At 58.4% G+C, this 12,399-nt stretch carries 11 protein-coding genes and 1 pseudogene; 7 read left to right on the top strand and 5 right to left on the bottom strand.

Annotated elements, in window-relative coordinates; translation table 11 throughout:
• The first annotated feature begins 18 nt into the window (after positions 1–18).
• The 3 genes from ADJ79_RS11745 to ADJ79_RS14625 all read left to right on the top strand — a co-directional run bounded on the left by ADJ79_RS11745 (position 19) and on the right by ADJ79_RS14625 (position 4,090).
• Positions 19–666, top strand: coding sequence for a hypothetical protein (locus ADJ79_RS11745; protein ID WP_156304193.1), 648 nt, complete (start codon positions 19–21; stop codon positions 664–666).
• Positions 667–1,002: 336 nt separating this feature from the next.
• A complete protein-coding gene (locus ADJ79_RS13395) occupies positions 1,003–1,146 on the top strand; it encodes a transposase (RefSeq protein WP_082203292.1) in 144 nt (47 codons plus the stop codon).
• A 1,123-nt stretch (positions 1,147–2,269) separates the two neighbouring features.
• Positions 2,270–4,090, top strand: a complete 1,821-nt coding sequence (locus ADJ79_RS14625; protein ID WP_156304192.1) for a hypothetical protein — start codon at positions 2,270–2,272, stop codon at positions 4,088–4,090.
• A 100-nt stretch (positions 4,091–4,190) separates the two neighbouring features.
• On the opposite strand, the pseudogene ADJ79_RS11735 reads toward ADJ79_RS14625, so the two are convergent.
• Positions 4,191–4,834, bottom strand: a pseudogene (locus tag ADJ79_RS11735) (IS1595 family transposase).
• Positions 4,835–5,072: 238 nt separating this feature from the next.
• Here ADJ79_RS11735 and ADJ79_RS11730 point away from each other — a divergent pair.
• Positions 5,073–6,521: an efflux transporter outer membrane subunit gene (locus ADJ79_RS11730; RefSeq protein ID WP_050716125.1), complete on the top strand. Its 1,449-nt coding sequence runs from the start codon at positions 5,073–5,075 to the stop codon at positions 6,519–6,521.
• A gap of 174 nt (positions 6,522–6,695) precedes the next feature.
• On the opposite strand, the gene lolA is transcribed toward ADJ79_RS11730, so the two are convergent.
• The 3 genes from lolA to ADJ79_RS11715 all read right to left on the bottom strand — a co-directional run bounded on the left by lolA (position 6,696) and on the right by ADJ79_RS11715 (position 9,267).
• A complete protein-coding gene (gene lolA / locus ADJ79_RS11725) occupies positions 6,696–7,370 on the bottom strand; it encodes an outer membrane lipoprotein chaperone LolA (RefSeq protein WP_050716124.1) in 675 nt (224 codons plus the stop codon).
• Positions 7,371–7,453: 83 nt separating this feature from the next.
• On the bottom strand, positions 7,454–8,185 hold the full coding sequence (gene serB, locus ADJ79_RS11720; protein ID WP_050716123.1) for a phosphoserine phosphatase SerB: 732 nt from the start codon (positions 8,183–8,185) through the stop codon (positions 7,454–7,456).
• Positions 8,186–8,367: 182 nt separating this feature from the next.
• On the bottom strand, positions 8,368–9,267 hold the full coding sequence (locus ADJ79_RS11715) for an ABC transporter ATP-binding protein (RefSeq protein WP_253273820.1): 900 nt from the start codon (positions 9,265–9,267) through the stop codon (positions 8,368–8,370).
• Positions 9,268–9,469: 202 nt separating this feature from the next.
• Between ADJ79_RS11715 and ADJ79_RS11710 the strand changes: the two genes are divergently transcribed.
• Complete coding sequence (locus ADJ79_RS11710; protein WP_156304191.1) at positions 9,470–9,631, top strand: hypothetical protein; 162 nt, start codon at positions 9,470–9,472, stop codon at positions 9,629–9,631.
• Positions 9,632–9,819: 188 nt separating this feature from the next.
• On the opposite strand, the gene ADJ79_RS11705 is transcribed toward ADJ79_RS11710, so the two are convergent.
• Complete coding sequence (locus tag ADJ79_RS11705; RefSeq protein ID WP_050716121.1) at positions 9,820–10,953, bottom strand: aromatic ring-hydroxylating dioxygenase subunit alpha; 1,134 nt, start codon at positions 10,951–10,953, stop codon at positions 9,820–9,822.
• Between the two features lie 235 nt (positions 10,954–11,188).
• Between ADJ79_RS11705 and xseB the strand changes: the two genes are divergently transcribed.
• The gene (gene xseB / locus ADJ79_RS11700; protein ID WP_050716120.1) at positions 11,189–11,434 is read left to right on the top strand and encodes an exodeoxyribonuclease VII small subunit; all 246 of its coding nucleotides are present in this window, start codon (positions 11,189–11,191) and stop codon (positions 11,432–11,434) included.
• The gene (locus tag ADJ79_RS11695) at positions 11,431–12,357 is read left to right on the top strand and encodes a polyprenyl synthetase family protein (RefSeq protein WP_050716119.1); all 927 of its coding nucleotides are present in this window, start codon (positions 11,431–11,433) and stop codon (positions 12,355–12,357) included. The genes xseB and ADJ79_RS11695 overlap by 4 nt, the downstream gene beginning before the upstream one ends.
• Positions 12,358–12,399: the final 42 nt, after the last annotated feature.

Here is a 12,399-nt window from a genome sequence, read left to right as displayed (position 1 = left end):
TTTTTGAAAGCGCCTGCCATGAAAGCCCCATCCGTGCTGCTGGTCATTGCTGTTTTCGCGAATTTCTTAACGCCGGTTTCCGGCGCTGAAAACGCAGCTTCCAATCATCGCCTGCGCGTCTACAAGGAATCGCTCACCAGCGATCTTTCAGAAACATTCCGGCAAAAGCATGGCGAAAATGCAAAAACGCTGACGGCCGATCATATTTCTGACGCGGCCGTCATGAATCACATGCAGAAAGCCAATGCGCTGAACAGGCTGGAAAATGAAATAAAAACCCGGTTCGCCGACCGGTTTACCTCCAGTTATGTTGAAGAAAGAGACGTTGGCGATCTGGTATTACACATTTCCATCAAAAATCTTCAGGATGAAGAGAAAACGCGGCTTTCACACGATTATGAATCCGTCATTTTTCACGCATCCCCCTACAGCAGGACTGAAATCAGGCATCTGGTTTCCAGAATTCTGAACAAGATACGCGATGCAGGTGCACTAGGCCTGCTGGGCGGCGGATACGCAGATCAGTCCGGCCATTTCATCGTTTCTGTTCTGGATGGATGGGAAACATTCGTCCGCCACGTCATTCAGGGCGATTCCGAACTCAACAGATTACCCATAAAGATAAAAATATCTGGGCTGCTGGTAGCCAATGCGGCGCCCGATTGATGGATGAGCCTGCATTCCCATCGACAATTTTACACAATACGAAGGCTCCTACAGGCAATTAATTATGCAACTGGAATTCAAAGCAATAAATAAATTGAACTCAATGGGCATTTGAGACAGGCAGGTACTGATTGCAAACCTGATAAACAAATCCATCACTCGTTTGCAGAAATATAATAAATCTATAATAATACCATTTAAGGAGGCGCTGAATTCAGGTAAATTTCATCGAAATCAAAATATCCAGGACTTTCGCTTCTGCAATAACCCGCATGAGTGAAATGACAGAATCTAAGAGGCTGTCCTCAAAGAAAGAATTTGCGGTAAGCCACCGTCATGTATCCAAGTGACATGACCGATGAACAGTGGGAGATCGTGCAAACGCACTTTCCGGCAGGCAAACGTGCAGGCTGCCCCCGGGTGCGCAGCGCTCGGGACATGATCAACGCCATCTTCTATGTGCAAGCCACCGTCTGCTAAAGCACTGACCGTCGATAGCGCGCACTGCCCAAGGACTACCCGCCCTGGAAACAGGTCTACAACACCTTTGCCCGTTGGCGCCAGCAGCGGCGTGGGGATGTGCTGCTGGCGCAGCAGCGCAAGCAGGTGCGTGCCAAAGCGGGAAAGCGTGCCAAGTCCAGCGCGGCCATCATTGACTCCCAATCGGTCAAGACCGTCTCAAAAAGGGGCAGTGCGGATATGACGCAGGCAAGAGGGTCAAAGGGCACAAGCGCCACATACACATAGCCGTAGACACAATGGGGCTGCTGTTGGCATTCAAGACAAAGTGGGAGCCAGAGCTTTGCCGGTGAGGCTGTTCTTGCGCTTTGAGTGTCTGGGGACCATCTTTGCCGATAGCAGCTACACGGGCAGTCTGATCAGTTGGGCGCTGAGCCTGTTTGGCTGGAACATGCGGGTGATCAAGCGCTGCCAGCAGCGCATCTTCAAGGTAAAGCCCCAAGCGCTGGATTGTGGAGAGGACTCTTGCCTGGCTGAGTCAATCAAGAAAGCTGAGCAAGGACTGCGAGGTCACTGCCTTCTTCAGCCGAAGCACTCGTGAAGATTACCTGCATTCGGCGCATGGTCAGGCTTTTGGGATGACTTTGGGGACAGGCTCTAAACCTTTCTAGCACGAAACAAATAGCTGCCTACTTTCATTCCATCAGGACTTGGAGCCGATTAGGCTCTAAGGAGCCAGCTCGTCATCCGGCTACGGACTCCCCTGACCCGCACCTATAACGATCTTCGCCCATACACTCTCCTCCTTTCGCTTCGCTGCTGGTTGCCTATTCCCGAGAGACCCGTACCATAAAGTCTCGGACATTGTCATCATATGTTTGAGCAGTCTCTGAGGATCTCTCAAGCAAGCAGAACAACTGAGTGCTACAGATGATGTGCTTATGTTGTATATAACACACATCAACACATCACACTATTGATTGTAATTGTTTATATATCTACAATAACTAACATCACAGGACATTATGGTTATTGTAGATACTTCGGCATCGGCATGATAAAAGCATGAGTTATTCCATCAGAACTCTTGCATCCAATCAGCCAAAAATTGAAATCCATTCAACTTTTCTTGAAGGAGGACGTCATGAGCATTTTCTTTAATTCTTTTCGATATTCTGTTCAGATCTCAACTGATGATCTTATAAACCCTCCTTTGTCTGACGACTATCACAACCCGGCTTCATTGCCGGTGCCAAGCTTTATAAGCTCATCCTCCTACCAAACCCTAACAGATGAACAAATTAGTCAAAAGGCTGAAGAAATTCTGAAAACAGGAAAACGTTTTGGACAAGACAATATAGCCGAACGTATAGTCAAATTATCGGATGAGGCAAAACAACTTAATGTTAAAGATCAAGCCCGCCTTCTAGGAAAAATTCTTGAAAAAGATGATTTATCCATATATACTTGGCTAAAGGATGATTTTTTGGCGCAAATGGTAAATAGAAATGAGATTTCATCAAAACAATATTCTGCTATTGCAGATTCTTTTGCACAGGCATACCAAGAAGGTATAATTGCAGACAAACAATTGGCATTTTTTCTCGGACTTGGTACAACCTTACCTTCTGATCCTAAGATTTTTTTTGACCGGATACGAATTTTTTTCAATACACGACAAGAATCTCAATCATTGCATGAAAATTTTTCTAAATATTTATTAAAATCTGTTCTAGTAAGTGACCCAGATGTCGGCGTGAGCGGCTCTGATTTCCGCTCTCCCATTGAGGGTTCATTTGCACTCTCTTGTGCTCCCATGTTGGCTATGCGGATTGCGGCAGATTCCGGTGACCCCAGTATGGCTGCACGCATTTTCTATGAGGTTACTCTCGAAAATGATACTGATATAGAAAAACTTCTTAATGCAATTGGTGAGTCTTCCAGAGGCTTTCGCTATTCTCCGAATGTAGTTAATTTTAATCCAATGACTGTTTTGATTGATTCGGTTGTACAGAAGCAAAAGCCCCAACAATGGGATGACCTTGCAATTAAATGGAAAAATCCTTCAAATAAGTTTTATTATAATACTGCAATCGAGCGGTACAATCTCATGACAAAAAAATTTGATAACCTTGCAATTAATATCGCTCGCTATGCAGAAACGTCGGATGATATTATTTTCTTTGACAGGGACGGCAAGCCGTATATCGATACTGCACAGTCTTTGAGTCGCTTGTTAAGTAGCTCGCATGGCGATGCCATCTTAACTGCTCTGAATATGCGGGATGATACAGGCACGTTTGGCAGACATGGTCACGCTCAGCAATCAGGAAAAAATGCTATTCAAATGGGTAATCTACTTCGGATTACCGCATTTAATGTGGATGCGCCAGAGGCTTCAAGAGAAGCCATGGAAGTTATTCAGAAATGGATAAAAATTCGTAAAGAAACTTTGAATTCAATAGCTTATAAGAAGAAGGTTATAAATGATCTGGATGCTACTCAGGCGTGTAATGACCTAGGAATGCTAGGTGCAGCAGCATCTGATGCCGTTCAGCAGATAAAATTTGCTCAAGATAAACAAGAGGCTGCTGTGCGAACTCTTGTTGATTTTGCGGTTGATTTAGTCTTGGATATTATACCTGCTGGAGATTATATAAAAAAGGATCTAAAACACCTTTTTGGCGACAGAAAGATTGTTAGTGTCTTGGTCGATAATGCAGGTAAACAAATTGGCAATTTAACCAAGGAACAGATTGATGAGTTAAAAAGGAAAATTACCCATGAGATAACAAAGGACGGTTCGGAAGATGTTGCACGTAAACAAGTGAGTGATCTTATTAAGATATCTATTTTGAATGGTATACCCAGAGGTAATACAGAAGATGGTGGCACACCATATTATAATATTATACAAAATACCATTCAAAATATTGAAGATGACATAGAAGACAATAGAAGATGATACTCTTTTTTTCATCCGAAACGCCATGATATCGCTGCGCCTCGAATGTAATTTTTGCTTGTTTTGCAGTGATATTTTAGGGGCTTAGGAAGCAAACGCTTCACAGAGGCTCATCCCTGAGCAATTCAAGCAGTGTCTTGTAGAGATCAAGATGGCGGTGATTGAAACAGAACTCAGACTCCTTGAGATGCAACGCGAACTTGTCACGCCGCACGCTATGAAACTGCGCCAGCCGATGTTTGGCATGGCTCCAAAAAGACTCGATGCCGTTAACGTGTGTCTGCAGCCCTTGACGAATTCGTTGCTGCCGTGATTGACCCGAAAGGGCTTGTCCAAACCCAAATCAACCAACCCGTCGCAGCCTCGCCAGCCGTCGGTGTGGATGATGCTGTTGAGAGCCACTTTGCCCCTAATAATGGCTTGCAGCGTGGCCTTGGAGGCATCGGCAACGATCTCGGTATAGACACAGCCGCCTTGCTTGAGCAGAGCAAAGATGATGGTTTTGCCACCCGCGCCACGCCCACGTTTGCCCCGGATTCGCTTGGGGCCGAAAGAGGACTCATCGGCCTCAAGCTCGCCTGAGAAAGGAGACTGAGCGGCGCACTGCCGAGCCAAGCGGATACGCATACGCTGGTACAGCGCGTTGACCGAGCGCACGGACAAGCCACATAGCTGCGCGGCATCCGTAGCGGTCAAGTCCATGGCAAACAGGCGCAAAAGATATCGAAACCTGGCTTCACTGATTTTTGAATGACGTCAGTACCTGTTTTTGCCTGGCATTTCAGGAAGCTAGCGTGCGTTGAACACATGCTTGCTTCCTAAGCCTCTATTTTATAACCATGTGATTTTAGAACAAATCATATCAGACTTCAGATTAAATTTATTCGCACAGGCTTCTGTTAATATGAAAATAAATAGTTGCGACAGGATTTGTGGTCAATTTAGCCCTGTAATCCAAACCCGAATTCCGCTTCTGAACGCCATGCGCTCCACCCCTTGCGCCGCCTTGTTTGCCCTGGCCGCCCTGCTTGCCGCCTGCTCGCAAGCAAGCCGACACGAAACCCCGGCCCTCGACTTGCCTGCCACATGGAAAACCCTGCCCGCCGCCAACGCAGCCAACGCCGCTGACGCCGCCCCCGAAGGCTGGGTGCGCGCCGATCAGGCCGCCCGCCCGCTGGCCGCCGACTGGTGGCGCGGCTGGCAAGACCCCGTCCTCTCGGCCCTGATGGAGCAGGCCGCCGCCCATAACCAGACCGTGGCCGCTGCCGCCGCCAGCGTGCGGCAGGCCCAGGCGCTGCTGGAGCAGCAGCAGGCCGCGCTCTGGCCCACGCTGGGCCTGCAAGGCAGCCAGCAGCGCAGCGGCGGCGACGCGCGCGCAGCTGGCGGATCGGGCAGCCTGAACCTGTCGGCCAGCTGGGCGCCTGACCTCTGGGGGCGCGCCGCCAGCGCCGCCAGCGCCCAGGCCGCCGCCGTGCAAGCCAGCCAGGCCGACCTGGCCACCGCCCGGCTGGCCGTGCAAACCAGCCTGGCGCAAAGCTACTTCACCCTGCGCGAAGCCGATGCCGAGCTGGCCCTGCTGGACGACATCATCGAAGGCTACGAACGCAGCGCCGCCATTGCCCAGCGCCGCTTTGAAAGCGGCGCCGTGGCCCGCACCGACGCCCTTCAGGCCCAAAACACCCTTGAATCCGCCCGCGCCAGCCGCGCCGCGCTGGAGCGCAACCGGCATCTGGCCGAAACCGCCATTGCCGCCCTCACGGGCCAGCCCGCCGCCGCCTTCAGCCTGCCGCCTGCCCGCGCGCTGCATGACTGGCAGCGCGCCCTGCCAGCCATCCCGGTGGATGTGCCCGCCACCCTCTTGCTGCGCCGCCCCGACGTGGCCGCCGCCGAGCGCGCCGTGGCCGCCGCCAACGCCCGCATTGGCGCAGCCCGCGCCGCGTGGTTTCCCACCCTCAACCTCAACGCCAGCGCGGGCGGCGGCGGCGCCACGCTGGCCGACGTCATCTCCGCCCCGCAGCTGCTGTGGTCGCTGGGCCTGAACCTGGCGCAAACCCTGTTTGACGCTGGCGCGCGCTCCGCCGCCGAAAAACAGGCCATCGCCGCCCACGAGCAAGCCGCCGCCGCCTACCGCCAGCGGGCGCTGACGGCCATGAAGGAAGTGCAAGACCAGCTCGCCACCTTGCAAACCCTGGCCCGCCAGCAGCGGCACGCCGCCGCCAGCGCCGAAAACGCCGCCGCCATCGAGCAGCAAATGCTCAACCGCTACCGCGCCGGCCTGGTGGCCTATACCGAAGTGGTCACCGCCCAGGCCAGCGCCCTCACCGCCCGCCGCTCGCTCATGCAGCTGCAACTGCAACGCCAGCAGGCCGCCATTGCCTTGATTCAGGCGCTGGGCGGCGGCTGGCAAGCGCCGCAGCAAGCGCCGCAGTAAACGCCTTGAAATGCAGCCTTCATGTGTCCGGGCGCTTGAGCTGCTTGAGCCGCCCGGGGCCGCGCGCGCTGGCCTCCTTGCGTCTTGTCTATTGCGCAAAAAGCGCGGTCCGGCTGGCAAGGCGCAAAAAAAGCGGGGCCTGGCCCCGCGTTCATGCCGGCTCCAGGCCCGCTCCTACTGCATCACCACGCTGGCGCCCTGCGGCGGCTTGAACTGGAAGCGGCTGGCGGGCAGGCTGGGCTTGAGGGTGAAGCGCTCGAAAGTGATGAGCGACTGCTGGCCGAAGCTGTCCACGATTTCGAGCGTGGCCAGTTGCGGCGCGCCGCCTTCGCTGGCGGCGGGTGCGAAGCCGATGCGGATGCTCTGCAACTGCCCGTCTTTGGAGCGCGGCAGGGCCTTGACCCAGTCCTGCCCGTTGCGGCGCGGCTCTTCGCTCAGCTCGAAGTCTTTTTGCAGCGCCTGCATGGTGGTGGCCGAGGCGATGATGGCTGCCGGACTGGCGCCCAGGGCCTGCTCCTGCGGGCGGGCCGTGACCTGGTCCAGATCGGCGTCGTACATCCATAAAGTCGTGCCGTCGGCCACGATGGTTTGCGTGAAAGGCTTCTGATAGTCGAAGCGAAAGCGCCCGGGCCGCTGGAACTCGAATTGCCCGCTGGAGGTTTTGCTGCGCGCAGCCTGCTCCTGCCGTGGCGGGGTGGTCACCACCTGCGTGAAGGCGGCCTGCCCGGCGCGGGCGGATTCCACGAATTGCGCCAGCGCCTGCATGCCGCCAGCGTGGGCGGGCAGTGCGGCAGACAGGCTGGCGGCAAAGGCGGCGGAGGCAAGAATGAGCGTGCGCAAGGTTTTCATGGCTGGCGTGGAGCTTGGGGCATCCGGGCAAGTTCCGGCCCGCAGCCGGGCCGGCGAGAAAAGGGCGAAAGGCGGCGGCGAAGCTACCGCCCCAGGGCATGCAGCAGGCGGTCAAGGCCGCCTTCGTTGATGAGCACGGCGGCCCGCTCGCGCACCCTGGGCTTGGCATGGTAGGCCACGGAAAGGCCGGCGGCGGCCATCATTTCAAGATCATTGGCGCCGTCGCCTACGGCGATGGCCTGCGCGGGGGCGATGCCCAGCAGGCCGCACACGTCCAGCAGGGTCTGGCGCTTCATGGCGCCGTCCACAATGTCGCCCCAGCTTTGCGGCAGCAGGCGGCCCGTGAGCTGGCCCTGCCGGATTTCAAGCTGGTTGCTGCGGGCGAAATCCAGCGCCAGGCGCTGGCGCAGACGCTCGGCAAACCAGGTGAAGCCGCCGCTGAGCAGCAGCGTTTTCAGCCCCGCTGCCTTGGCGGCCAGAATGAGTTCCGCCGCGCCGGGGCTGGGGCGCAGGCGCTCCTGCCACACACGCTCCAGCTGCGCCTCGCTCACGCCTTGCAGCAGGGCCACGCGGCGGCGCAGGCTCTCCTTGAAATCGGTGATTTCGCCGCGCATGGCCGCTTCGGTGATGGCGGCCACTTCAGCGCCGCGCCCTGCGGCGGCGGCGATTTCGTCCACGCACTCGATGTTGATGAGGGTGGAGTCCATGTCAAAAGCGATGAGCCTGAAATGGCCCAGCGGCGGCAAGGCGGCGGCGCTGCGCACGAGCAGGCCAGGGGCGATTTCGCGCAAGGGCGCGGACGGTGAGGCGGTCATGATGGGCGGAAGCGGTTGGGCGTTAAAAAAAGGAGCGGATTCAGGGCGTGAAAAACGCGTAACGTCCTAGTGGAATCAGGAGGGTTTGCTATGGTTTTCAAAGCTATTTCCGGCTTGCCTGGGAATCTGTTCAAAGAGCGGGACGGGTAAGACGCAAGGGGCGCAAGGGGCGCAAAGGGCGCTCATTCGCGGCCCGCATCTGCCGCCGCCAGCGTTTCCGCGCGGATTTCTTCGGTCAGGCGGGCCTTGAGCTGCATGAATTCGGGCGAAGTCTTGAGCGTGTAGTGGCGCGGGTGCGGAAAGTCCACGGCGATTTCGCTCTTGATGCGGCCCGGGCGGGCGCTGAAAACAGCCACGCGGCTGGCCATGAAGATGGCTTCGTCAATGTCATGCGTGACAAAGAGCACGGTTTTCTGCGCCTGCTCCCAGATGCCCAGCAAAAGCTCCTGCATGAGCACGCGCGTCTGGTTGTCCAGCGCGCCGAAAGGCTCGTCCAGCAGCAGCATCTTGGGGTCGTTGGCCAGGGCGCGGGCAATGGCCGTGCGCTGCTGCATGCCGCCGGAGAGCTGCTTGGGGTAATGGTGTTCAAAGCCGCGCAGGCCCACTTTGGCAATGAAGAAGTCGCTGCGCTCTTTTTGCTGCGCCGCGCCCATGCCGCGCTCGCGCAGGCCGAAGCGGATGTTCTGCTCCACCGTCAGCCACGGAAAGAGCGTGTAGCTCTGGAACACCATGCCCCGGTCCGCGCCGGGGCCGCGCACGGGCGCGCCTTCCAGCAGCGCCTGGCCTTCGGTGGGAAAGTCCAGCCCCGCAATGATGCGCAGCAGGGTGGACTTGCCGCAGCCGGAAGGGCCGAGGATGGTGATGAAGTCGTTTTCGCGCACTTGCAGGTTGATGGGGCGCAGCGCCTGCGTGGGCGGCTTGCCGCGTGCGCCGGGAAAAATGCGCGTGACGCCCTGCACGTCCAGCTGAACGGCGGGGGCGGCGGAGAGCGCTGGCGGGTGCGGCAGCGCCTGCTCTGGCGCGTTCGTGGCAGCTATCGCGGGGGACATCATGGCGGTCATCGTGCTGATCAGGGCGGTCACGCGGTTTTCAAAAGCCTGGCCTGGCGTGGAAAAGCAAGGCGGGCAAAAGCGGGAAACAAACGGTATGGGAAACAGGGCGGAGGCGTTCCATGCACGCAGCTCGTTGGCAGGGTGAAGGGCGGGGCGGCATGCGGTTATTTTGCTTCGCTATTCATAGCAATATGTCCTAGTGGAAACTGCGCGAAGCGGCATTTTCGGCCTCTTGAATCTGCTCTTTTTTATGAAGCATTCTGGCGAGTGGAGCCGGAACCTGTTCTCAAAGTTATCCCGGAAGTTCGATCATGCGCCGAATGCAAGCGATCTTGACGCAGGCTTCACCGGGGCCGCGCTGACCTGGCCGTCCTTGCTCAATCTTCTCGATTGACTCAGCCAGGTGAAGGCTTTCTCCACAATTCAGCGCTTGGGCAGCACTTTGAAGGCGCGCTGTTGGCTGCGCTTGATCGCTTGCATCTTCCCGCCAAGCATGTGCCCAGCGTCTATCCGATAAGCGTGCCCGTGTAGCCGCCACCCACAAAAAGGGGCTGGAGGCACTCAAAGCGCATGAACAGCCTCTCAGGCCGAAGCATGAATGTTCATCTCGCGGCGGTACCACTCGTGGAAGTGGCGCATGCCGTCCTCCATTGGGCTTTGGTAGGGGCCGGTTTCGCTGTCGCCGCGCTCGAACAGGGCGCGGCGGCCCGCGTCCATGCGTTCGCCAATTTCGTCGTCTTCCAGGCAGGTTTCCATGTAGGCGGCGCGCTGCGCCTCCACGAATTCACGCTCGAAAGCGGCGATTTCCTCGGGGTAGAAAAACTCCACCATGTTCAGCGTCTTGTCCACGCCCATCGGAAAGACGGTGGAAATGGTGAGCACATGCGGATACCACTCCACCATGATGTGCGGGTAGTACGTCAGCCAGATGGCGCCGCGCCCTGGCTTTTGCCCGCCCTGGTAGTCCAGCAGCACCTGATGCCAGAGCCTGTAAACGTCAGTGCCCGGCTTGAAGCCGGGCGACACGCCCACGGTCTGCACCGAATAGTCGCGGCCAAATTGCCATGCCAGATCGTCACAGGTCACGAAATTGCCCAGGCCGGGGTGGAAGGGCGCCACGTGGTAGTCCTCCAGATAAATCTCGATAAAGGTCTTCCAGTTGTAGTTGCATTCGTGCAGCTCCACGTGGTCGAGCACAAAGCCGTCAAACGAAAGCTGCGGGGCCACGGCCATGTCCGCCAGGTCGGCCCGCACGTCGCGGCCGTTGTCTTCAAACAGCAGGCCGTTCCATTCGCGCAGGCCGTAGTTGTTCAGGCTCAGGCCAGGGTCCTGCGGAAAGTGCGGCGCACCCAGCAGCTGGCCGCTGGGGCTGTAAGTCCAGCGATGTATGGGGCAGACGATGTTGCCCCCCGCGTGCGCCTGCCCCTGCTCGCGCAGATTGCCCCGGCCCTTGAGCATGATGGCCTGGCGGTGGCAGCACACGTTGGAAATCAGCTCCAGGCCGCCATGCGCGTTGCGCACCAGTGCGCGGCCGCCCTTTTCCTGCGGCAGCGTGAAGTAGTCGCCCGGGCGGGGCACGGCCAGCGCATGGCCCACATAGCGCGGCCCGGCGTCGAAAAGCCGGTTTTTCTCGCGCGCAAGCAGCGCCTCGTCAAAGTAGAAAGGGACGGGCAGCTGGCTTGCCGCCTGCTGCAATGGAAGACTTAAATCAGACATCGTGGGTTTTCTCGCAAGCGCGCCGCTTCCGTGCTCCGGCAAAGGCGGCGCGTCATCGCTAGCGCGCTCTTCCGGAGACTGGCGCATGAAAAAGAAAAAGCCCCGCCAACACAGAAGGCCAAGCGGGGCGGGCGCATTCTAGTCAGCGCCCCGCCAGCGGGCAGCGCCACAGGCGCATGCCCTGGGGCGCGTCCCTACAATTGCCCGCTTTACCTTCTCATCACCGCCAGCCGCCATGCCGCCCCGCAAAACCGCTTCTCCGCCGCTGCCCGCCACTTATGGAGAGGCCGTGGCACAGCTCGAGCAAATCGTCTCGGGTCTGGAATCGGGCCAGTTGCCGCTGGAAGACTTGCTGGGGCAATACCAGCGCGGGGCGCAGTTGCTGGCGTTTTGCCGCGAGCGGCTGCAAGCGGTGGAAGAGCAAGTCAAGCGCCTGGACGGCGATGTGCTGCGCCCCCTGACGCAAGGAGACGAGGCATGAGCGCGGAGCAAGGCGGCTTTGCCGCCTGGCAGGCCGCGCAACTGGCGCGCGTGGAGCAGGCGCTGGATGAATGGATGCCCGCGCAAGCCCCCGCCGGCCTGGGCGAAGTCATGCGCTACGCGGTGCAAGGCGGCGGCAAGCGCTTGCGCCCGCTGCTGGCGCTGGCGGCGTGCGAGGCGGTGGAGGGCACGCCGCAGGCGGCCTTGCGCGCAGCCTGCGCGGTGGAGCTGATTCACGCCTATTCACTGGTGCACGACGATATGCCCTGCATGGACAACGACGTGCTGCGCCGTGGCAAGCCCACGGTGCACGTGCGCTTCGGCCAGGCGCAGGCGCTGCTGGCGGGCGATGCCTTGCAGGCACTGGCCTTTGAAATTCTCACGCCCGAACCTTCGGCAGCCGCTTCTGCCGACATGCCCGCCGACATGCAGGCCGCGCTGTGCCGCCTGCTGGCGCGCGCCGCCGGAGCCGACGGCATGGCAGGCGGGCAGGCGATTGACCTGGCCAGCGTCGGCCTGCCGCTGACTGAACCTGAACTGCGCGCCATGCACCGCCGCAAAACCGGCGCGCTGCTGCTGGCCAGCGTGCGCATGGGCGCCGCTTGCGCAGCGCACCCGCTGCCCGCCGCCGCGCTGCAAGCGCTGGACGCATACGGTCAGGCCCTGGGCCTGGCCTTTCAGGTGGTAGATGACGTGCTGGACGTGACCGCCGATTCCGCCCTGCTGGGCAAAACGGCGGGCAAAGACGCGGCAGCGGGCAAGCCCACCTACGTTTCGCTGCTGGGGCTGGAGGCGGCCCGCCAGCTCGCCGCCGATTTGCTGACGCAAGCCGAAAACGCCCTGAACGCCTTGCAAGCCAGCGGCCTGGCGCACACGCAGCCCCTGCACGCGCTGGCGCGGCAGGTGGTGCAGCGCCAGCACTGAAGCGTGCGGCCACAGCGGGCCACCTCTGCAAAAAACGCCCGC

This window comes from Ottowia sp. oral taxon 894 (assembly GCF_001262075.1).
In the GTDB taxonomy this organism is placed as follows: Bacteria; Pseudomonadota; Gammaproteobacteria; order Burkholderiales; family Burkholderiaceae_C; genus Ottowia; species Ottowia massiliensis.
The sequence above is the reverse complement of the archived record's forward strand: the minus strand, read 5'-3'. Positions and strand labels throughout refer to the sequence as shown.